The organism is Baekduia soli, from assembly GCF_007970665.1.
Lineage (GTDB): Bacteria > Actinomycetota > Thermoleophilia > Solirubrobacterales > Solirubrobacteraceae > Baekduia > Baekduia soli.
Map to the genome: position 1 here is coordinate 4,148,756 of NZ_CP042430.1, position 20,738 is coordinate 4,169,493.

General features: G+C 73.1%; 25 protein-coding genes. 4 read left to right on the forward strand and 21 right to left on the reverse strand.

Features of this window, described 5'->3' with window-relative positions; all coding sequences use genetic code 11:
• The first annotated feature begins 15 nt into the window (after positions 1–15).
• Positions 16–657 (forward strand): hypothetical protein, encoded by a 642-nt coding sequence (locus FSW04_RS20075; protein ID WP_146922010.1) that lies wholly within the window; start codon positions 16–18, stop codon positions 655–657.
• Positions 658–661: 4 nt separating this feature from the next.
• On the opposite strand, the gene lepA is transcribed toward FSW04_RS20075, so the two are convergent.
• Both lepA and murJ read right to left on the reverse strand, forming a co-directional pair.
• The gene (gene lepA, locus FSW04_RS20080; RefSeq protein WP_146922011.1) at positions 662–2,479 is read right to left on the reverse strand and encodes a translation elongation factor 4; all 1,818 of its coding nucleotides are present in this window, start codon (positions 2,477–2,479) and stop codon (positions 662–664) included.
• Between the two features lie 37 nt (positions 2,480–2,516).
• Positions 2,517–4,169 carry a murein biosynthesis integral membrane protein MurJ gene (gene murJ, locus FSW04_RS20085; RefSeq protein ID WP_146922012.1) on the reverse strand — a complete coding sequence of 551 codons (1,653 nt, stop codon included), beginning with the start codon at positions 4,167–4,169 and terminating at the stop codon, positions 2,517–2,519.
• Positions 4,170–4,252: 83 nt separating this feature from the next.
• Between murJ and rpsT the strand changes: the two genes are divergently transcribed.
• Complete coding sequence (gene rpsT, locus FSW04_RS20090) at positions 4,253–4,522, forward strand: 30S ribosomal protein S20 (protein ID WP_146922013.1); 270 nt, start codon at positions 4,253–4,255, stop codon at positions 4,520–4,522.
• Positions 4,523–4,641: 119 nt separating this feature from the next.
• Here rpsT and holA read toward each other — a convergent pair whose 3' ends face one another.
• Both holA and FSW04_RS20100 read right to left on the reverse strand, forming a co-directional pair.
• Positions 4,642–5,616 (reverse strand): DNA polymerase III subunit delta, encoded by a 975-nt coding sequence (holA, locus tag FSW04_RS20095; protein ID WP_146922014.1) that lies wholly within the window; start codon positions 5,614–5,616, stop codon positions 4,642–4,644.
• Between the two features lie 37 nt (positions 5,617–5,653).
• Complete coding sequence (locus FSW04_RS20100) at positions 5,654–7,291, reverse strand: ComEC/Rec2 family competence protein (RefSeq protein ID WP_146922015.1); 1,638 nt, start codon at positions 7,289–7,291, stop codon at positions 5,654–5,656.
• A gap of 19 nt (positions 7,292–7,310) precedes the next feature.
• On the opposite strand from FSW04_RS20100, the gene FSW04_RS20105 reads away from it, so the two are divergent.
• Together FSW04_RS20105 and FSW04_RS20110 are read left to right on the forward strand one after the other, a co-directional pair.
• Positions 7,311–8,828 (forward strand): recombinase family protein, encoded by a 1,518-nt coding sequence (locus FSW04_RS20105; protein ID WP_146922016.1) that lies wholly within the window; start codon positions 7,311–7,313, stop codon positions 8,826–8,828.
• A 621-nt stretch (positions 8,829–9,449) separates the two neighbouring features.
• Positions 9,450–10,469, forward strand: a complete 1,020-nt coding sequence (locus FSW04_RS20110; protein WP_146922017.1) for a hypothetical protein — start codon at positions 9,450–9,452, stop codon at positions 10,467–10,469.
• A gap of 12 nt (positions 10,470–10,481) precedes the next feature.
• Here FSW04_RS20110 and FSW04_RS20115 read toward each other — a convergent pair whose 3' ends face one another.
• The 17 genes from FSW04_RS20115 to FSW04_RS20190 all read right to left on the reverse strand — a co-directional run bounded on the left by FSW04_RS20115 (position 10,482) and on the right by FSW04_RS20190 (position 20,731).
• Positions 10,482–11,213 carry a hypothetical protein gene (locus FSW04_RS20115; RefSeq protein ID WP_146922018.1) on the reverse strand — a complete coding sequence of 244 codons (732 nt, stop codon included), beginning with the start codon at positions 11,211–11,213 and terminating at the stop codon, positions 10,482–10,484.
• A 156-nt stretch (positions 11,214–11,369) separates the two neighbouring features.
• Positions 11,370–11,558, reverse strand: coding sequence for a hypothetical protein (locus FSW04_RS20120; RefSeq protein WP_146922019.1), 189 nt, complete (start codon positions 11,556–11,558; stop codon positions 11,370–11,372).
• A gap of 36 nt (positions 11,559–11,594) precedes the next feature.
• Positions 11,595–12,023 carry a hypothetical protein gene (locus tag FSW04_RS20125; protein ID WP_146922020.1) on the reverse strand — a complete coding sequence of 143 codons (429 nt, stop codon included), beginning with the start codon at positions 12,021–12,023 and terminating at the stop codon, positions 11,595–11,597.
• Positions 12,024–12,144: 121 nt separating this feature from the next.
• A complete protein-coding gene (locus tag FSW04_RS20130; protein WP_146922021.1) occupies positions 12,145–12,801 on the reverse strand; it encodes a hypothetical protein in 657 nt (218 codons plus the stop codon).
• On the reverse strand, positions 12,798–12,998 hold the full coding sequence (locus FSW04_RS20135; protein ID WP_146922022.1) for a hypothetical protein: 201 nt from the start codon (positions 12,996–12,998) through the stop codon (positions 12,798–12,800). The genes FSW04_RS20130 and FSW04_RS20135 overlap by 4 nt, the downstream gene beginning before the upstream one ends.
• Positions 12,995–13,231: a hypothetical protein gene (locus FSW04_RS20140; protein ID WP_146922023.1), complete on the reverse strand. Its 237-nt coding sequence runs from the start codon at positions 13,229–13,231 to the stop codon at positions 12,995–12,997. Before FSW04_RS20140 ends, FSW04_RS20135 begins: the two co-directional genes overlap by 4 nt.
• A 172-nt stretch (positions 13,232–13,403) precedes the next feature.
• Complete coding sequence (locus FSW04_RS20145; protein ID WP_146922024.1) at positions 13,404–13,820, reverse strand: hypothetical protein; 417 nt, start codon at positions 13,818–13,820, stop codon at positions 13,404–13,406.
• Between the two features lie 438 nt (positions 13,821–14,258).
• A complete protein-coding gene (locus tag FSW04_RS20150; protein ID WP_146922025.1) occupies positions 14,259–14,495 on the reverse strand; it encodes a hypothetical protein in 237 nt (78 codons plus the stop codon).
• The gene (locus FSW04_RS20155; protein WP_146922026.1) at positions 14,492–14,995 is read right to left on the reverse strand and encodes a hypothetical protein; all 504 of its coding nucleotides are present in this window, start codon (positions 14,993–14,995) and stop codon (positions 14,492–14,494) included. Before FSW04_RS20155 ends, FSW04_RS20150 begins: the two co-directional genes overlap by 4 nt.
• A 179-nt stretch (positions 14,996–15,174) precedes the next feature.
• The gene (locus FSW04_RS20160) at positions 15,175–15,450 is read right to left on the reverse strand and encodes a helix-turn-helix domain-containing protein (protein WP_146922027.1); all 276 of its coding nucleotides are present in this window, start codon (positions 15,448–15,450) and stop codon (positions 15,175–15,177) included.
• Positions 15,447–15,602: a hypothetical protein gene (locus FSW04_RS26380; protein WP_187368947.1), complete on the reverse strand. Its 156-nt coding sequence runs from the start codon at positions 15,600–15,602 to the stop codon at positions 15,447–15,449. The genes FSW04_RS20160 and FSW04_RS26380 overlap by 4 nt, the downstream gene beginning before the upstream one ends.
• A 367-nt stretch (positions 15,603–15,969) precedes the next feature.
• Positions 15,970–16,188: a hypothetical protein gene (locus tag FSW04_RS20165; protein ID WP_146922028.1), complete on the reverse strand. Its 219-nt coding sequence runs from the start codon at positions 16,186–16,188 to the stop codon at positions 15,970–15,972.
• 448 nt (positions 16,189–16,636) lie between these two features.
• Positions 16,637–17,503 (reverse strand): helix-turn-helix domain-containing protein, encoded by an 867-nt coding sequence (locus tag FSW04_RS20170; protein WP_146922029.1) that lies wholly within the window; start codon positions 17,501–17,503, stop codon positions 16,637–16,639.
• Positions 17,504–17,628: 125 nt separating this feature from the next.
• A complete protein-coding gene (locus FSW04_RS20175; RefSeq protein ID WP_146922030.1) occupies positions 17,629–18,384 on the reverse strand; it encodes a TIR domain-containing protein in 756 nt (251 codons plus the stop codon).
• Between the two features lie 512 nt (positions 18,385–18,896).
• Entirely contained in the window at positions 18,897–19,616 is a 720-nt protein-coding gene (locus FSW04_RS20180; protein ID WP_146922031.1) for a hypothetical protein, read from the reverse strand.
• On the reverse strand, positions 19,613–20,218 hold the full coding sequence (locus FSW04_RS20185; RefSeq protein ID WP_146922032.1) for a ComEA family DNA-binding protein: 606 nt from the start codon (positions 20,216–20,218) through the stop codon (positions 19,613–19,615). The genes FSW04_RS20180 and FSW04_RS20185 overlap by 4 nt, the downstream gene beginning before the upstream one ends.
• Positions 20,219–20,263: 45 nt before the next feature.
• Entirely contained in the window at positions 20,264–20,731 is a 468-nt protein-coding gene (locus FSW04_RS20190; protein WP_146922033.1) for a TIGR00725 family protein, read from the reverse strand.
• Positions 20,732–20,738: the final 7 nt, after the last annotated feature.

Sequence of the window (20,738 nt, forward strand, 5' to 3'; positions counted from 1 at the left end):
GGCACCCTGCCGTCCGTGACCACGATCGTCGCGGTGACGCCCACGCTCTCCGATGCGGTGCAGTCAGCCGGCGCGACGCTGGCCCGCCACGCCGGCGAGGGTCATCGCGTGCTCGCGGTCGCGGTCTTCAGCCGCGACGGCGACCCCGCCGACGCGGCCGCCGCCGCGGCGCTCGGCCTGGCCGGCGTCGTGCACCTGGCCGTCGACCCGGCCGGCCGGCGGGGCTACGACGGCCTACGCGCGCACGACGGGCTGGCCGCCGGCGACGACGCCGTCAAGGTCGCGGCGACCGTCCTCGCCCTCGCGCTCGGGCGCCTGGAGCCTGGCCTCGTCCTCGCGCCGCTCGGGCTCGGCGGCCACGTCGACGACCTCGTCGTGCAGGGCGCGCTGGACGAGCTCGGGCTGCCACGCCTGCGCTGGGTCGACCTCCCCTACGCGCTGAGCCGCACGCCGGGGGCGCCGCTGGGCGCGGGCGAGGTCGTCGTCGTGCCCGCCGCGCCCGCGCACCTGGCGGCCAAGCTCGCGGCGGCCGCCGCCTACGCCGGCGCGGAGGTGCAGCGCCTGGCCGAGCACGCCGCGGCCGAGGGACGGCGCCTTGGGGTCGGCGGCCCCGTCGAGCTGCTCGTGCAGCGCGAGACGCCGCCCGCGGGCGGCTAGGGCGTCACTTGTTGGGGCGGTCGTCGCCGAGCTCGAGCACGGCGAGGAACGCCTCCTGGGGGACCTCGATGCGCCCGACCTGCTTCATGCGCTTCTTGCCCTCCTTCTGGCGCTCGAGGAGCTTGCGCTTGCGGCTGATGTCGCCGCCGTAGCACTTGGCCGTGACGTCCTTGCGGTAGGCCTTGACGGTCTCGCGGGCCACGATGGCCGAGCCGATCGCGGCCTGGATGGGGACGTCGAACTGCTGGCGCGGGATCTTCTTTCGCAGCTTCTCGGTGAGGTTGCGCCCGATCTCGTAGGCCTTGTCCTTGTGGACGACCATCGACAGCGCGTCGACCGGGTCGCCCGCCAGGAGCACGTCGAGCTTGGCGAGGTTGGAGGGCCGCAGGCCGAGCAGCTCGTAGTCCAGCGACGCGTAGCCGCGCGTGCGCGACTTGAGCTGGTCGAAGAAGTCCAGGACGATCTCGGCCAGCGGCAGGTCGTAGTGCAGCTGGACGCGCTCGGCCGACAGGTAGTGCATGCCCGCGTGCTCGCCCCGGCGCTCCTGGCAGAGCTCCATGACGACGCCGACGTACTCCTTGGGCAGGAGGACCGACGCCCGGATGTAGGGCTCGCGGATCTCCTGGATCCGCGCCGGGTCGGGCATGTCGGAGGGGTTGTGGACCTCGACGATCTCCCCGTTGGTCAGCGTGACCTCGAAGCTCACCGACGGCATGGTGGCCATGAGCTCCAGGTCGTACTCGCGCTCGAGGCGCTCGCGCACGATGTCCATGTGCAACAGGCCGAGAAACCCGCAGCGGAACCCGAAGCCCAGGGCGTCGGAGGTCTCGGGCTCCCACGCCAGCGCGGCGTCGTTGAGCGACAGCTTCTCCAGCGCGTCGCGGAAGTCGGCGTAGTCGTCGTTGTTGATGGGGAACAGTCCGCAGAAGACCATCGGCTTGACCTCGCGGTAGCCCGGCAGGGCCTCCTCCGCGGGCCGGCGCTTGTTCGTCAGCGTGTCGCCGACGCGCAGCTTCGTCACGTCCTTGATCCCCGTGATGAGATAGCCCACCTCGCCCGCGGAGAGCTCCTGGACCGGCGTCATCGCGGGCGTGAAGAACCCGATGTCGTCGATGTCGGCCTCGCTGCCGGTCGCCATCGCCACGATGGGCTCGCCCTTGCGGAAGACGCCGTCGACGACGCGGATGTAGGCCACGACGCCGCGGTACTGGTCGAACTCGGAGTCGAAGATCAGCGCGCGCGCCGGGGCGCTGCGGTCGCCGCCGGGCGGTGGGACGCGCTCGACGAGCTGCTCGAGGACCTCACGGACGCCCTGGCCGGTCTTACCGGAGATGATGAGGATGGACTCGGGGTCCTCGCCGATGAGCTCGGCGACCTCCCCCGCCACCCGCTCGGGCTCGGCGCCGGGCAGGTCGATCTTGTTCAGGCACGGGATGAGCTCGAGCCCGGCCTCCACGGCGAGGTAGGTGTTGGCGACGGTCTGGGCCTCGACCCCCTGGGAGGCGTCGACGACGAGCAGCGCGCCCTCGCAGGCGTTGAGCGAGCGCGAGACCTCGTAGGTGAAGTCGACGTGGCCCGGGGTGTCGATGAGGTGCAGCTGGTAGGTCTGGCCGTCCTTGGCCTCGTAGAACACGCGGACGGCCTGCGACTTGATCGTGATGCCGCGCTCGCGCTCGAGCTCCATGGAGTCAAGCAGCTGCTCGCGCATGTCGCGCGAGGCCACGGTCTGGGTCATCTCCAGGATGCGATCGGCCAGGGTCGACTTCCCGTGGTCGATGTGGGCGATGATCGAGAAGTTGCGGATGAGGCTCTGGTCGGACAAGCGGCCGCCCAGGATAGAGCGGGCCGGGCACCGCGGCTCAGGCGCCGGGCGCCGGGCGCCCGAGGCGCCCGCGCACCAGGCGCTGCAGCTGGCGGGCCTCGGCGAGGTCCATGGCCAGCACGACGTAGGCGTAGGCCGCCACGCCGGCCGCCAGGCCGCCACCGACGGAGATGACTTGCGCGACGAGGCTGCGGCCGAAGAGCCAGTCCAGGAAGGCCCACGTCACCCACGTGGCGATCCCGAACCAGACCGCGGCGACGAGCATGCCGGCGACCGCCTCCAGCGTGTCGCGCAGCTCGAGCCGGCCCTCGAGCTCGCGACGCAGGTAGACGTACTGGGCGCCGGCCAGCGCGAGGTCGGCGATCGCCGTGCCCGCCACGACGCCGCCGATGCCGAAGGGCAGCAGCGCGATCGACACCCCGATGTTGACGACGAGGTTGGCCACCGAGAGCCAGGTCACGACCCACGGGCGCTGCAGGCTGAAGAAGCTGCGGGTCAGCAGCAGGTTGACGCCGCTGAACGGCAGGCTGAACGAGAACCAGAACAGCGCCTTGGCGACCAGCGTCGTGTCCGCCGCGTTGAACTCCCCGCGCTGGTAGACGAGGCGGATCATCGGCTCGGCCAGCACGGCCGTGGCCGCGGCGGCGGGCAGCAGCATGAGGAAGATGAGGCGCAGGCCGTTGCCGACCGTGCTGCGCAGGCCGGGCACGTCGCGGCGGGCGGCCAGCCGGGAGAGCTGCGGGAACAGCACGGTGGCGATCGCGACGCTGAACATGCCCTGGGGCAGCATGTAGAGGCGGAAGGCCGCGTCGATCGCGCGGGGGCCGCGGTCGGAGACGTAGCCGGCCAGGTCGTAGTTGACCAGCGCGTTGAAGTTGATGAGGCCCAGCCCCAGCGTGACGGGCAGCATGAGGACGAAGACGCGCTTGACCCGCGGGTCGCGCCAGTCGAAGGACCACTCGAAGTGGAAGCCGACCGTGCGCAGCACGGGCAGCGCCATGAGGAACTGCACCAGCGTCCCGACGAGGATCCCGATGGCGTACGCGTAGAGCTGGTGGTCGCCGCTGAACAGCGGGCGTGCGCCCACCATGAAGGCCATGATCACGATGTTCCAGACCAGGGCCGAGAGCGCCGGGATGGAGAAGTGGTCGTAGGCCTGCAGGATCCCGACGACCAGGCCGTTGAGCCCGAGGATCAGCACGATCGGGAACAGGACCCGGCTGAAGCCGACCGCCAGGTGGTTCGACGCCTCGGAGAACTTGCTCGGCGTGATCGCGGGGACGATCACGCCGGCGGTGGCGATGAACAGCACCGACAGCGCGGTCAGGACGACCAGGATGATCAGCAGCAGCGTCGAGGCCAGCCGGAAGGCCTCGCGCTTGCGGCCCTCCTCCTGCAGCTCGGTGAAGATCGGCACGAACGCCGCGCTGAGCGCGGAGTCGGCGAACAGCGAGCGCACCACGTTGGGGATCGCGAACGCGAACGTGAACGCGCTGAAGGCCGGGGTCAGGCCGAAGAACGCCGAGGCCAGGACCTCGCGCAGCAGGCCGGCCACGCGCGAGAGGCCGGTCAGGATCGAGAAGATGGCGGTGTTGCGCGCGAACGAGCGCCGTGGCGGCGGCGGGCCGCCGGCGGCACGGCGTGCCCGTTCGGCGGCCGGTCCCCCGGCCGATGGTGCCTGGCTCGTCACGCGGGTGGGATGCTACGGACCGCACCGGGCCCATCGACCGGTCCGCATCGCGGCCCCGGGGCCGCTAGCATGGTCCGTCGCTCATGGCGAACATTCACTCGCAGAAGAAGCGCATCCTCCGGGCCGAGCGTGAGCGCCTGGAGAACCGCCGCTACACCTCCACCATCAAGACCTACTTCCGCCGTCTGGAGACCGCGGTCGCCGGTGGCGATGACGCGCAGGCCGACGCCGACCACCGCGTCCTGGTCCAGACGATCGACAAGGCCGTCAAGCGCGGCGCCCTGCACCGCAACACGGGCGCCCGCAAGAAGAGCCGCGCCGCCCGCGTGCGCGTCGGCGGTCCCGCCGCCTAGCGCGACCGCCCCAGCAGCTCCCGCCGGACCGACGGCTCCCGATCCCCGGGGGCCGTTTTCGCGTGCGCGGTCCGTCCGCGGCCGCGTGGCCGTCCTGCACAGCCGTGGGCCGGGCGGCGTCAGGCCGTGGCCATGCGGCCGAGGGCGCGGATCGCCGCGGTGTCCTCGGAGAGGTCGCCCAGCCCCCGGGTCTGCAGCTCGAGGTCGGCGAGCGTCTCCAGCGCCCGGCGCAGCGCCTCGGGGTCGGTGGCCCGGGCCTCCTTGATGCGCCGGTCGGCCGCCCACGAGCTGCCGCGCATGGACGTCTTGACCTGCGTCGGCGACTCGCCGGCCTCCAGGCGGTCGGCGATCGCGAGCACGTCGCGCAGCCGCCGGGCCATCAGCGGGATGAGGCGCGGCAGGGACTCCCCCTGCTCCCGGAGCTCCAGGAACGCGTGGAACACGCTGCGCCGGTCACGCGCCACGAGCGCGTCGACCAGACCCCAGACCTGGATCTCGGCGGAGTCGGCGGTCGCGTCGTGGACGTCCTCGACGCCGATGCGGGCGCCCTCGCCCCGCTCGAGGGCGAGCTTCTCGAGCTCGCGCAGCAGGCGCTGCTGGCGATCGCCGACCTGGGCCACCAGGGCCTGGGCGGCGGCGGGATCGAGCTCGAGGCCCAGCCGCCGGGCCTCCCCCATCGCCCACTTGGGCAGCTCGCGGGCCTTGACCGTCGCCTGCTCGACGACGTCGCCGCCGGCCTTGGTCACGGCCTTGGCCAGCGCGGCGGGGACCTTGGCGCGCCCGTCCTCGCGCGCGAAGAACGCCACGGTCGTTTCGGGCGCGAGCCCCTGCAGCGCAGGCACGACATGGGTCTCCACGTCGGCCTGCTTCCAGCGCTCGGCGCCGTCGACGACCACGAAGCGCCGCCCGATCGCGAACGTCATCGCACTGAGCGCGTGGCCGACGGCCTCCGGCGTGGCCGCGTCGCCCTCCAGCACCTCCAGGCCGCCTGCGCCGCTCTCCCCCTCGGCGCGCAGCCGCAGGCCGGCGCGCCGCTCGGCGATGCGCCCGTGGTCGTCTCCGTGGATGAGGTAGGCCGGCTTCCACTGCGCCATCGGCCGCAGTCTAGGCCCGTCCGCGGCGGCCGCCCGCTCACGCACCGGCGCCCCCGGTCGCCCGCGCGGCCGCGACGGTGGCCCTCCCGCCCCCGAGGTCGACGCGGACCGTCCCGTCGCGGTCCGTGCGCCGCACGACGCCGCCTGCGGCCGCCAGGGCGCGCATCGTCGCCGGGACGGGATGGCCGTAGGTGTTGTGGCGTCCGACCTCGACGAGCGCGATCCGCGGGCGCAGCTCCTGCAGGAGGCCCTCCAGGCCGGGATCGGCGCTGCCGTGGTGGCTGACCTTCAGGACGTCGACCGGCGTGAGCCCGAGCGGGGCGAGGACCGGGCTCTCGGCGTCGGCGGTGAGCAGGACCCGCGCGCCGTGGGCGGAGGCGACCGCGACGATGGCGCGGTCGTTGGGGTCGGTGCCGGGCACGGCCGGTCCGGGCGGAGGCCACAGGACCCGCAGCGCCAGGGTCCCGACGCGCACGACCTGCCCGGCGGCGGCGGGCACGACCCGCGTGTGACGCCGAGCCAGGGGTCCGTCGAGCGCCCGCGATCCCGGGGACCGGTCGCCCCCGCGGCCGTCGAGCAGGACGTCGACGGGCAGGCGGGCGAGCACCGCCGGCGCGCCCCCCTCGTGGTCGGCCTGGGCGTGGGTGACCACGAGGACATCGAGCCGCCCGACGCCGGCGCGACGCAGCTCGGCCAGCAGCGGGGCGCCGGGCGGCCCGGTGTCGACCAGGACCGCGTGGCCGTCGGCCTGCAGCAGCGTGGCATCACCCTGGCCGATGTCCAGCGCCGTGACGCGCAGCACGCCGGCCGGCGGCGGTCCCACCACCCCGTGCCGCAGAAGTCCCGGGCCCACGAGCACCAGGAACGCCGCCAGGGCGCCGGCGACCACGAGCGCCCGTCGGCGCACGCGCCGCCGGCGCGACGCGGACGCCGCGCCCGGACCCTCGCGCCCCGGCAGCAGGGCCGCGGCGACGAGCGCGGCGATCCCCGCCACCGCGGCGGCGGGCACGGCCACCTGCGCCCCGGGCAGTCCGGCGGCGGCGTGGGCCAGCGCGACGAGGAAGCCGAGCGGGAGGCCGGCCACGGCGACGAGCGGCGCCACGAGGGCGGCGGGGGCCAGCTGGCCGACCGTGGCCGCGATCATCCCGAGCCACATGACGGGAGCGACCGCGGGCGCGGCCAGGATGTTGGCGGGCAGGCTCACGAGCGACGAGCGGTCGAAGCGCCAGGCGATGATCGGCGCGGTGGCCAGCGTGGCGGCGATCGTCACGGCGGCGACCTCCGCGGCACCGCGCGGCACGCGGGCCCGCCTCAGGCGATCGGCCGCGGGGCGCGCGAGAAGGGCGATGCCCAGGACCGCGGCGAAGCTCAGCTGCCATCCCGGGTCTGCGGCGCTGCGCGGGTCGGCGGCGAGGGTCGCGCCGGCCGCCAACAGCAGGGCGTAGCCGCGCGACGCCGGGCGCGAGGCCAGCGCGGCGGCCAGCGTGGCCATCCCCATGATCCCCGCGCGCTGGATCGACGGGCCCGAGCCGGCCAGTGGGACGTAGAGCGCGATGAGCGCCGCGGTCAGCCACCAGCGCAGCTGGACGCCCAGGCCCGAGACGGCCCCCACCGCCAGCACGAGCGCGGTGAGCAGCATGACGTTCTGCCCGCTGGCGGCGACTAGGTCGACCAATTAGGGCAGAATTCCTATCATGCACTCCATCCGCCTCGACGGGTACATCCGCGTCTCCCGCGTCGGAGGGCGCCACGGAGACTCCTTCATCAGCCCGGACGCCCAACGCGACCAGATCGAGGCGTTCGCGAAGGTCATGGGCGCCGAGGTCGTCCAGTGGCACACCGATCTCGATGAGTCGGGCGGCAAGATGGACCGCCCCGGCCTCAACGCCGCCCTCGCTCGGATCGACGCCGGGCAGACCGGCGGCCTCATCGTCGCCAAGATCGACCGATTCGCGCGCGCCGCGGAGGCCGGCGCAGTCGTCCGCCAGATCACCGACCGCGGAGCGGTCTTCGCATCGGCTGCCGAGCGCCTCGACCCAACCACTGCGATCGGCAAGGCGATGCTCGGCATCATGCTCGTGTTCGCCGAGATGGAACTCGACCGCATCCGCGACGGCTGGGCAGACTCCCAGGAGCGCGCCGTCGCGCGCGGCGTCCACATCTCGTCGGTCCCACCGACCGGCTACCGATGGCGTAGCGAGGACGACAAGCGGCTCGTCGTCGTTCCCGAACTGGCGCCCGTGGTCGCAGAGATGTTCCGCTTGCGGGCCGACGGGGGCTCGTGGGAACAGCTCGCCGACCATCTGAACGCTCACGGCGTCGCCACCCCGTACAACAGCCCTCGCTGGACCGGCGGGTCCGTCCAGGGCATCATCGAGAACCGCGCGTACCTCGGCGAGTCGCGGGGCGGCGTCGGGTTCGTCAACCCAGACGCTCACGAGGCGATCATTGACGTCGAGACGTGGAAGGCTGCGCAGCGCGCGAAGGGCGTTGCCCCCACGCGACGCGCCGAACCTCATCTGCTGACCGGGATGGTTCGGTGTGCCGGGTGCCGTTACACCCTCAAGGCCGACACGCAGAAGACCCGCGATGGCGGCAAAATGCGTATCTACCGCTGCCGCGGCAAGCAGAGCGGCGGGGTCTGCGACGCGCGTGCCGGCGTCACGGCGAAGCTGCTCGACGAGTACGTCGTCGACGCGTTCTTCGCGCGCTTCGGCGAGATCACGGCAACCGGCCGCGCGACGAACGCAGAGCTCGACGCGGCTGAGACGGCGCTGACCCAAGCGGAGGTGGCGCTCGTCGCGTACCGCGACGACGACCGCATCCTGGCGACCCTCGGGAACGACCGCTTCGTCGCCGGCCTCCAGGCGCGCGTGCGCGCCGTCGAAGACGCCGCAGCCGCAGTAGACGAGCTCAGGGGCCTCAAACGGCTCGACGGCGTGCCCGACGTCGCCGTCCTGCGCGATGTATGGCAGGAGCTGCCAGTCGCGGAGCGCCGACATCTACTGAGATCGGTCCTCGACGTCGTGATCCTGCGCAAGGCGCGTCCCCGCACCCAGCCCGTCGCCGATCGGGCGCTGATCCTCTTTGGAGGCGAAGCACCCAACGATCTGCCCGGCCGGGGTCGGAACGCTCGCGAAGGAGTCAGCGTCATCCGGCCGTTCCCCTGGCCCGCCGGGCACCCAGGTGCGGGCCGGCCGGACCCGGCCTAGCACTGCGACGAACGCGAGCTCGCAGGAACGGCGCAGCTGGGCGTCGGTCATGCCGTCGCCCCCTCACGGGACGACGGCGATCTAGGACCTGGGTCGCTCTCCCCGCTGTCGCCGGACCGGGCGCTGCTGCGAGAAGCCTGAGCCCGGGGTCGGCCGGCGCCGCGAGGGCGCGCGCCGCGTCGCCGCGGGGCGGCGAGCAAACCGCGCGATCGCGAAGCTCGGCGCGCGTACCACCGGTTGATCACCGTGTACTGCTCTGCCGTGTAGTCGCCGTAAGGGCGGTCGAGTCCAGCGATCAGAGCCATGGTGAGCTCGGCGCGGAGTCGTGCGACGCGCAGTCGCTGGGCGGCGTTGTAGGAGCGGGGTTTGCCGCCGAGCGGGAAGCCGGGGGGGAGGCGACGACGTCTGCGCGGCGGCATGCACGCGACGTGAGACTTCATAGCCCGGCGAACGATACGCGCCCATCCGGCGTATCGCCAACGCGGGAGGCCCGGGATCACTCCCGGGCCTCGACCACGGCTATGAAGAGACGTCCGCAGGAACGCTCGATGACGAACCCTAGCCGCGGCGTCGGCCGGTTCCCCATGCACAACGTCCGAGTCGAGGCGGACCATCAGCCCCGTGACCGTCGTTGGGTGCTTCTTCGCTCACGGACAGCCGGCGATGCTCGGCGACTTCCTACTGACCGGCGACGGACGCGACGCAGGCGTGCGCAAGAAGATCACCCGCCTGTCTCCGACGGTGGCCGTCGGCTGGACGGGCAGCATGCACGCGGCCGACCGTGCGGTGGATGGGCTGCGGGCGGCACTGCCGGCGCGCGCCACCCGCCGTCAGATGGAGGACGCACTCACGGGGCTCGACGTCGCCGACTACGTCGGGCCGGTGTCCTTGGTCGGGTGGGTGATCGACCCCGGGTTTCACCGCTTCAAGTGGGACAGCGCGCTCCCCGGCGTCGTGCACTGGGATGAGGTGTGGCACGTCGGGTCCGGGGGCGAGGTTCTCGATCGCATGGTCGGCGAGCAGGGCCTCGTCGCCGCCCCCGACTCCGACCAGCCAGTCGACGAGGCGCTCCTAACGGTCGGCACGAACCTAATGGCAGACGAAGTGCTCGGGCAGGGCCTTCGACAGCTTCGGATCGGCCACGGCTACGAGATGCTGCTGTGGTCGGGCGAGTCGTTCGAGTATGTCGCCGACGTCACCTACATGACGATTCGGGCAACCTTCGACGGGTCAGGCGGCGTCGAGCGTCTCGAGCTCCTCGAACCGTCCTTCAAGTACATGGTCAAGGACGAGATGTCGGTCCTCTGTGTCTTCGAGCCCTCGACCGATCGGACGGCGCTCCATCTCATGACGGCCGTGGGCGCCGGCGACCGCGCCGGAGCCGAGGCGTTCATCCGAGGGCTGGTCAGCCAGGGGGTGCCCGCCCTGCGGTCCAAGTTCTACGGGGTGTTCTTCGATACGCGGGCGCCGGACTACGTCGGGCCGCTCCTGGCGTTCGTGATCCGCGACGACGCGCAGCCCAGCCCGCCGATAGTGACCGAACGCGTTCCGGGCACTCTGGAGCTCGCGTTGCCCGGTGACATGCTGGCCTGGATGCACGCCACGGTGAGAGCAGACCAGGAGTCCACGACGGGCGCCTGATCCCTCTCGGGGCTAGGGCTCGCTGGCGTCGACGATCGCGCCGGGCTGCGCGGTCGCCGGGATGCTCGGGTCGGGGCCTGGCTCGGGGTCGGGTTCGTCGTGACCGAGCGGGCGCCCTTGCGTGCCGGGTCCGAACCGTTGAAACCAGCGGGGCAGGTGAGTTGCCCCGGGCTCGCGGAACCACCTGCACGAGCAGCCCTCGACGTTGCATTCATGCGCGACGATCCGGAGATTGAGTTGTCGCCAGCGGAGCCGCACGCGCCGCGGCTTCCACTCCCACCGGTGGTGGTCCCAGCGGTGTGCGCATCGGCAGGATGCGAGCGGGTCGACCGTCATAACGACGGCGACGCGACGCCGCCGCACGAGTGGCACGTCGCCGCGCGCCAACCACGCGACCGCGGAGAGTCCCTGCGCCACGAGTGCCGCAGTGATAGCCCGCTCGTGGCGCGTCTGGTCGTCAACCGTCGCGGGGAACGGCGCCGCGCCGGGGATCGGCGCGACGATGTTCTGCATGCGCGCGTTGAGGACGGCTATGGCCCGGTAGGTCGCGTTCAGGAGGAGGAACTCCTCCTCGAGCAGGGCGCCGGCGAGGTCGCTGCTGTACTGCTCCCAGGCGCTGGTCGGGAGCAGCCACAGGTTGTCGGCGTCGAGGCGGCGCGCGGCATCGGAGAGCTCCTCGCGGACGACGCGGGCGTAGCCGACGGCGCGCGCGGCCTCGGCCCGGCGGTCGAGCAGGAAGCGCACGACGCCGCCGCCGAGCAGGCCGAGAAGCGCCGTCAGCACGGGTAGGACGATGGCGGCCCAGACCGGGACTCCGATCGAGGCTTGGTGCGCGTGCATCAGGCGACCAGCATCCCTGGCCGCGCGGACAGCGGGTACGGCGACCGCGACGTCGACGGCCTACCTCGTGCCGGGGCGCGGTCGGTCGGTGCGGCCTGTGCGGGCGCAGGTCGGGCAGGCCCAGACCTTGTGGCCCTGGTAGGTGGCGGGCGTCCAGCCGGGCTGCTTGGGGTCGAGTCGGAGGGTGCGAGCGCAGATCCCGCAGGTGCGGGTCTGGAGGGAGACGATCGGGGTGAAGGAGTCGGTCATTGCCCGACCGTAATACGAACGTGTGTTCGTATCAAGTCACCAGGGGCAGAGCAGCGGCTCGACGGCGTCGACGACCGTCAGGTCGGCGGCGAGGTCGCGCATGCGCGCCTGCTCGTCGGCGATCTCGGCCTCGGCCCGGCCCGTCTGCCGGTGCTCCCGGGCCATCCAGTCCGACGCGCGGAGCTCGACCTCGGCGCGATGGCCGCTGACTGCGGCGAGGACGGCCTGCCAACAGGCGGCGAGGTCGGTCCCCGCCCGGTCGGGGATCGCGACCTCGATCTCGTCGATGCCGGTCACGAAGTTGTTGATCCCGTCGAGCCAGTAGCCGCCGTCGAGGCCGTGGGCGCCGAAGCCGACGACGCCCTCAGACATCGCGGGGAACGCCGCGATCGCCTGCACGACCCGGGCGGCGCGGTCGAGGTCGTCGCGGGTCAGGCCGCGCCGGCTGCGGTGGCTGTCGTTCATGGTGTCCTTCCTCGCTGTGCCTATGGCGCGAACCATACGCCTGCGCCAGGGAGGCCGGACCGAGGGGCCGCGCAGGCCCGCAGACCGCCCGTACAGGGCGCTGCGGGCCCGTCGTGCGTGCTCAGGCCGCGCGGGTCAACGGCGGTGTCACGGGCTCGCCCGTCGCGCTCTGCGCCTTCGGGCGCACGGCCGCCGGCACGAGGTCGGCCATCCGGGCGTAGTCGGGCGTGACGTCGCGATGCGGGTGGATCGGGTCCGGCGAGGTGTCGCCAAGGACGGCGCGGGCGGTCCGCAGCCGCAGGCGTGCGCGATGTAGGCGCTGGACCTGTTCGAAGATCGCGCGCTGCTGGTCTGCGAGCTCGTCCTCGCGGTCGGCGCGCTCGCTCTGGAGCTCGGCGGTGTGGCCGGCGACGTGGGCGACGAGCATCGCGTCGAGCTCGGCGACGGCCGTCTCGAGCACTCGGAGGCGATCGACGTCGAACGCCTGGACTTGGGCCTCGATCTCGGCGAGGCGCTTCTTCGGGCCCTGGACGTCGGGGGTGGCGCGGTCGTCGAGGTCGCCGAGCGCGGCGCGGGCGGCGATCGTCTGGGTGGCCTGCTCGACGGCGGTCGCGGCCTGCTGGTGTGCGTCGACGAGCGCGCGGCGGTCGGCCTCGAGCCCGTTGAGCTCGTGGCGGAGCTCCTGCCGGCGCGCGATCAGCGCTTCGTAGCGGACGGCGGCCGGGCCGTCGGGCTCGGCGAAGACCGACTTGTACTGGTCGGGGTTGAGACGGCTCATGCGTGGTGCTCCTTCGGGTCGTTGTCGGGGTCGCCGGTCGTGCCGTCGGGCGGCTCGGGGCGGTTCGTGTTCTGCATTGCGGCGATCAGGGCGGGGTGGCCGTGCTTTCGCTGCTGGCGGTCGTGGTGCTCGACGAGGGCGCGGCGCAGCGCGGTGCCCTCGGGGTCGAGCTCGTCGGGGTCGGGGTCGGTGGTCATCGGCGCTCCTCCGGGTTGCTGGTGGGGTGCATGGCGGCGATCAGTGCGGCGCCCTTGTCGGGGCCGTGCTCGAGGACGTCGCGCAGGGGCGGGACCGGGATCGCGAGCGGTCCGGCCGGGGGCGCCGGCAACGGCGCGAACAGCGCCGCCGCGTGCACAGGCGGCAGGGCACGCCACGTCGGGCTCGCGAGCCCGGCGCCGAGTAGGGGATGGGTCAGGTGGCTGAGGCGCATGCGGCGGCCGTCCTTCCTGTGGTCGTGGGGTCGCGACGCTCGGGCGTGCCGCGGGCCACTCGGGAGGAAGAAGGAACCCCCGAGCTACCCAGGGCCGGAGCTACCCCGCCCGCGGCACGCCGTCGTCGCGTCCAGGACGCCGCAGCAGCAGCGTCCAAGTTGAAGTTCTTGGTCATGCGTCGTCCCTCGGCCGCGTCCAGGACGCGGGCAGAGCGTCGGCCGTGCCCGGTGTGTGCGCGCGGGTGGCGCGGGCCGCGGCGAGCTCGTCGATCGGGTCGATAGCGACGGGCGCCGCCGGTCGCCGGGTCGCGGGCCGTCTGTCGCCTCGCCGCTGCCCCGCGGGCGTCAGGCCGAGCTGGCTGGCGAGCGCCATCGCTCGACGTGCCGCGCGGTCCCAGGCCGTGGTGTGGCCCTTCGTGCGCGCCGCGTCGGCTGCCTGCAACGCCCGCAGGTACTCGACGAGCAGCGGATAGAGCGCCTGGTCCCAGGTCCCGGCCGCCTTAAGTGCCTTCAGCGCCGTGCGCCAGACGCCGAGCCAGTGCGCGTCAAGGCCGGCCGGCGGGCGCTCGAACGTCGGCGTCGCGCCCATCAGGCCGCCGCCTCGAGGTCGTCTCCGGGCGCCCGTGAACCCGTCTGGGCGGCATTGGACCCCCCGATCTCGGCGTCGAGCCGGCGCGCGCCGCAGCTCCCCTCACCGGTCCCGATCGCCGGGAGGTCGGGGTACCCCCCTGGGTCGCGAGGTCGCCGTCAGGTCGCGGCGGGCCGAAGACGAGGTCCTCGCTGCTCTCGTCGTGCTCGCAGGCGCAGGTCGCGGGGCTCATCCGGCATCGGGCGCAGTGCTCGGCGCCGCAGCCTGCGACGTGCGGCGCGCCGAGCCACGCGGCGCACGTGGCGCACTGTTGGCCGGGTCCGGCCCACGGCTCCTCTGCGCCGAACACGACGCGCAGAACGCGTGTGCCGTCGTCGAGCAGGACGACGCGGTCGGCCGGTGGGTCCGGGGTCGGGGCGGTGGAGGCGGCGGTGCCCATCAGTGGATGCCCGTTCCGACGTTGAGCGTGAGCTCGTCGCGTTCCTGTCGGCCGACGACGAGGCGCAGGCGCTCGGCGAGCGCGGCGGCTGCGACCTCGTGCTCACGGATCGCTTCGTCGAGCACGCGGCGTGCGTGGTCGTGGCTGGCGCGTGCGGCGTCGAGGCCGCGGCGCGCGGTGTCGAGGCGTTCGATCTGGCGGTCGGTCACGGCGCCGTTCTCCTTGTTGGGGTTCATGCGGCGAGCGCCTCGTCGGGCTGGTCGGCCTCGAGGGCGGTGTCGGCCTGTCCCTGCTCGAGGCCGGTGCAGGCGGCGCAGCGCATGACGCCGGCCGCGTCGCGCAGGAACTGGCGGGCGCCGCGACAGCCGCAGACCGGGTGGCTTGCGGCGAGGAGCTCGCGGACCCGGGCGAGGGCGACCGGGTGTTGGTCGGTGCGCAGGCGCCGGCCACCTGGGGGTGTGTTGGTGGCGGTCGGTGCGACGGCGGCGGCGAGCTGCGCGGGCGCGGGGCGGTAGGGGCTCTGCCCGCTGCTGGCCAGGGCGACGAGCGTGTCGCGGACGGTGTCGGCCGGGACGTGCCCGACGGCGGTGGCGTAGGCGAGCCGGTCGGCCGTCGCGAGCCTCTTGGCCCAGAAGCGGTCGAGGACCTCGAAGACCGCGGCCCAGCCCAGGCGGTCGATCGCGACGTCGTCGCCGCGATGCACGGCCTGCCGGAGCTCCTCGCGGGCCGCGCTCATCGGGGTGTCCTTCTCGTCGAGAGGACACCATCACCATGAAGTACGCGAGCTGTTGTGATGGTGATGGTTCCCTGATGGTTAAAGGATGGTTCGGGCGAACTCCCCTTCGCCCCCCTGCGTCGGTGAGTTCGCCCCCTCGGGGCACTCACTTCGCCCCGCGTAGTGAGTTCGCAGCGCACTCAGTTCGCCCCCATCCGGATCGAGTAGGACACGGTCCCCCGCGGGGTGTTCGTCGCCTCGTCCTTCGCGATCGCGCCGGACGCCTCGAGGCGGCGCAGCGCGAGCTGGGCGCCGCGGCGCGTGAGCCGCGCCTTCTTGCCGATCGTCGCGACGCTCGGGAACGCGCTCGTCCCGTCGTCGTGGGCGTGGTCGGCGAGGACGAGCAGGACGAGAAGGTCGCCGCGGTGCTCGACGTCGGAGTGATCGAAGACCCAGGACATGACCCGGACGCTCACGGCCGCCGGCGCGGGTCGACGCACAGGACGCCGATGGCGTCGTCGGTCAGCGCCCCGCAGGCGACGAGGTCGTCGACCGCCCGCGCGAGCGTCTCGGGGTCCCAGCCCTGCACGCGGGGCAGCGATGCGACGCCGCCGAGCGACCGGGGCATGAAGCGCGTGAGCTCGTCGAACAGGACGCGGGCGCGCAGGACGCGAACGGCAGGCCGCGGCGCCGAGAGCGCCGGGGCCCTGGGTAGCTCCCCGTCGTCTCGCGCGGTAGCCGTCGCTCGCGCGCGCGGCGACCGATGACCGCGCGCTCGAGTCCGGGATCGGCGTGGCGCGTTCGGCTGGCGCCGGGTGCCGCCGGCTCGACGCGCGGAGCGGGGCCGGCCGATCGACATGACCTGGGTCCGGGAGCCGTCGGCGTTCTCGACCGTCTCGGTCGTGACCTGCATCCCGCTCCAGCCCGCGACCTCGACGAGCGCGGCGGGGAGGCTGTTGGTGGGCGGGGTCCGCTCGGCGGGGCCGTCGTTGGGGTCAGCGGGGGGAGTAGCGTTCGTCATGGCGGGGCGTCTTCCCGTCGAGGTTTTCGGCGCGGGGCGGCTGGCGGGCCGCCCCGTCGTCTTCTGCGGTCGCGGCCACGTACCAGCGCAGGCCCCGCAGGACCTCGCGGCTCACCGAGCGGTCGGCGGCTCGCGCCCTGGCTCGGATCGCCTCGTGCAGCTCGTGTGGCACCACGGTCTTCAAGGTGTGCATCGATCCGTCCTTGCGACGACGTCGCCTAGCGGTTCAACCTGTAGGACAAGCGTATAGCCCGCTCCGGACCAACATGGGGTGATTGGTACCGACGAGCGCGTCGGCACCCGCTCCTTCGAAGGATTTCGTGAGACGACGGGGTAGGAATCGACCCCATGTTGGTGCGGTAGCCGGGGCTGTTGCGTGTCGGGCCCGGCCGCGAGGAACCGGGCCCGCACGCAGGTAGATGGCAGCGTGGTCAACGACCGCAAGGGCGGTCGACCATCGACCCCGCCGCGAGGACGAGGCCGGCGCCGGAGGCCGCTTCAGCCGGTTGCCTTGTCATGGGGCGTCGCGATCGCCCGGACGTGCGCTCGGGCTGGCACGGGTCGTGCGCAGGCGCCACACGATGTCGTCGACGCCGCCGGCGGCTCTCCTGAACGTCCTAGTCCGAGGGCGTACGCGCGAGTCAGGCCGGGCTCACGAACCCAGCCTCGATGGCTCGGATCAGCGCTCCCTCGATGTCGTTGGCCCCTAGCTTGCGCACGATTAGGTTGAGCATCTTGTAGTAGCTCTCGCCCGGCAGGCTGAGGCGCTCTTGAATCTCGTTAGGGCTGTGCGCCTCACGAAGGAGGGTGAGCATCTCCAATTCGAGCGGCGACAGATGCGGATCAAGCGCCTCGGACCTACGCGCCGGGTCATCGACGGGCGGCATGTGCGTCGACAGGCCGCCGGAGCTCCCGGTCCGCAGGTTGATCTTGAGCGAGCAGCCTGTGGGAAGGTGCTCGAGTAGATCCCGCGCGACGCCGCGTGCTTCCTCAGTGAGGTCGTGGGAGTAGTCGATGTCGCAGCGAGCGCCGTCTGCACCGTGCCCTTTGATGAGGTCGCGCGCGGTGTAGCCGGTCGCGGTCGAAAGTGCTGCACCGATGGACGAGAGCACCAGGGTCGCTGCGGCGAAGCGCTTGACGCGTCCTCTCGCGGACGCTGACAGCAGGATCTTGAGCGATCCGGACTCCAGCCCCACGACGACGAAGCCGAGCTCGGCGCCCAGAGCCACGAGCTCGCGCAGGCTTTCCGGCTCGTGAGACTGCTCGGCTGCCACGACTGCGCCGGCCGCGATCGCCCACCAGCCGCTCGAGGCAGCAAGGGCGGAGGAGACCGTCTCGGCGCCGCGCGACCATGAGTAGACCTCCATGTTCGCGTCGACGTCTGTCTCGTCGTCCCAGCCGAGCTCGTTGAACAACGACCACGTGGCGTCCAGGGCGCCGTGGCTCAGCTCGGCCACGATGGCCTGGGCGAGGTATGCGTCGGCGTCCTGCGAGACGGTCGCGGCCATCGGTGAAACCTACTGAGCTATTTCGACCGCGTCGTCGTGCTCGTCGTTCCGTGCGCGACCGGCTAGCGCCTGCGAAGGGCCCGCCGCGGGTCGTGCGGCCGCTGGCGGCGCCGTTCGCCCTCGCGTCACGGAATCTTGCGATGGTCGAACGGGATGTCGGCGGCTTCCAGTTCGCGTCCCAGGGCCAGCTTCCAGGCGCCCGCGGGGTCGAGCCCGATGTAGACGAGCCCATCGATGTCCGATGGTTTCTCGACGCCTTCCGACATGAGAACGGCGACCTTCTTGCGCCCGAGTTGAGCACAGAAGAACCCGAACTCGAAGACCACGTTTTGCCGGCCGCGGCGTTGCATCTGCTCGCCGTCGGCGACGCCGCCGACGTCATCGCCCGTGAGAAGCACGACCGCGTAGGCAGCGCCAGCAGCGTGCGACTCGAACTTCTCAAGGATCGTCTGTCCCCGGTTCGGCTGCTCGTGTAGGACGACCACCTCGCGCCCGGTGCCGCGCTCGAGAACGCGAACCGCCTCGTGAAGGATCGCGTGTGCGTGGCCGTGAACAACGAAGATCGTGTTGGCTACGTCAGTCGCCGCTGTAGGCGGTGGGTCGGAGACGGACGGCGCGCGGAACGCGGTCGGCTCCCCGAGGACGGCGCGCAGCTCCGCACGGGCTTTGTCGTTGAGCAGCTTGAAGCGCTCGTGAGCCCAATCCGTCCTCTGCCGCTCCGGGAAGTCGTCCCACTCGTCCGGGACCGGCTCGTGACCGAAGTCCAGCTTCGCGTGCCACTGGTTCAAGCTGTCGAGGATGTGCTGGGCCACGACGCGATCCTTCGTCGCGAAATCCTCGGCAAGCATGACTGTCTGAGCCCACTTCAGCCTCCGGTCCACGGCCGGCACTCTAGATGTTCGGTCACGTCTTTGGATCGGTCAGCGACGCCACCGCCCGAGGTCGTCCGCCCGCGTAGGTCCTCCTGACAGGGGACGCGCAGTCGTGGAGGGGCCCGCCGAGCGATCCGAGGCACTGCAAACGCCTCCCCCCTGCCCCGAGGGGGTGGCCGCCTTTCCATCGGCGGCCTTCCGCTCCGTCCACGCTCCCCTGGCCGTCCGGTGCCCCCTCGAAGTCCTCGGGGGTCCAACTACGGGCTTGGTGCTCTCCTGCCTCGGGGCGGTTGCCCCAGCGTGTGCCTCGTCTCCCGTCCCCTGGTGGTGGGCCTCAGACGGGAGGTGACGGCTGCATTCGGCCTGCCTCTTGCGTTGACGCCCCGGGCGAGGAGCGGGCTATCGGTCGCCGACCCCGGGGCTCTACCGACTCGCGTCCTCCCGGCGGGGCCGGCCGCGCGGACTCGGCGGGTCGAAGCACAGGCCCCTCTTGCTGTCCCCTTGGTTCTGCCTATATAGGATTATCTCACCAGATGGCTCAACCCGGCCGCGCGGAAGTCGTCGGCCACGTCGCCCGGCAGGGCCTCATCCTCGCCCAGGACCATGCCGCGCAGCAGCCCGGCCTCGGCGGGAGGCAGGCCACCGTCCAGCGACGACTCGGCGCGGCGGCGGATCGCGTCGACGAGCCCGGCCGCACCTCCTCGCCGGCGCCCGGACGGACGCACATGGGAGGCCGCGAGCACCGCGTGCGCGCGGGCGGCGCGGGCCGTGCGGTCGGCCGCCCGCAGCCGGCCCCGAACGACCACGATGTCCCCGATGCCCGGCGGGGTGGCGGCCGTGCCCCACCGGGGGAGCCGCAGCAGGACGCGCTCGCCCCGCCAGGACGCCACGGCGCGCCGGCCGCCGAACGCATCGGTCCGCACCGCGGTGAGCAACGTGACCGACCCCGAGACGATCCGGCCGAGCTCGGGCGTCAGCCGCGTACGGTCCAGGGCCGCCGTGCGCGCCTGGGCGGCGACGGCGGCCACGAGCACCACGGCCCCGAGCACGAGGCCCAGCGCCGCCGGCCGCACGCACCCGGCGCCGGCGGCGGCCAGCGCGACGAGCAGCGCCACGCCCACGACGGCGCCCGCCGGCGCCCGGGGGCCCAGGAGAAGGCCGAGCACCGCGCAGGCGAGGACGAGGTGACGCGGGTGGTCGCGCGCGGCCGCGGCCGCGGGCCGACGCACGGCGATCGTCACGCCTGCACCTGCGCGCGCAGCGCCTCGAGCTTCTTGGGACCGATGCCGGGGACCTGGGCGAGCTCGTCGACGCTGCGGAACCCGCCGTGGGCCTGCCGGTACTCGAGGATCTTGCGCGCCGTGGCCGGGCCGACGCCCTCGAGGGTGTCGAGCTGCTCGGCCGTGGCGGCGTTCAGGCTCACCGGCGCCGGCGCCGAGGCCGTCCCGGGCGGCCCCGTGGCCCCCGGCGCGGCGGCGGGGGCCGCCCCCGCGGCGCTGCGGCGCGGTACGACGACCTGCTGGGCGTCGGCGACCTTCGCCGCCAGGTTGATGGCCTGCAGATCCGCGCCGCGGGCCGCCCCGCCGGCGCGGCGGATCGCGTCCTGGACGCGCTGGCCGGCGCGCAGCCGGTAGACGCCCGGCCGCCGGACCGCGCCGACGACGTGGACGAGCGGACGCGCCGATGGCGCCGCCGCGACGGTTGCGGTAACCGGCCCGCGCGACGAGGACGCCACCGCCGCCGGCGCGCCGCCACCCGCGTGCAGGGCGCGCCAGCCCAGGAGCGCCACGAGCACGGCGCAGGCCGCGTAGGCGGCGAGCTCGGAGCGGCTGAGATCGGGCACACCGCGAACCTAGGCGTGGCCGCGTGCCGCGGGGCGCGCGCGGTGTCACGAGACTGCGGAGGAGGCGTGCCGGATCGCGCGCGCCACGGCATCGGCCGCGTCGGTCGCGGCGACGATGCCCTCCGTGTCCCACGTCCCCAGCCCGAACACCGGCGTCCCGGTCTTCAGCGCGAAGGCGATCTCCGAGAGCGTGCCCGCTCCTCCGCCGATCGCGATGACCGCGTCGGCACTGCGCACGATGAGCCCGTTGCGAAGCTCGCCGAGCCCCGTGGCCACGGCAACGTCGACCCAGCCGTTGGCGGCGCGGCGGTCGTCGCCGGGCAGCAGGGCCAGCGTGCGGCCGCGCCGGGACTTCGCGCCGCGGCACGCAGCCTCCATCACGCCGCCGAGCCCGCCGGTCACGACGACCGCACCGGCCTCGGCGAGCGCTGCGCCGACCTCCTCCGCCAGCCAGGCCTGGCCGGCGTCGGCCTCGCCGCTGCCGACGACCGCGACGTACGACTCCCCGGCCACGGCGACG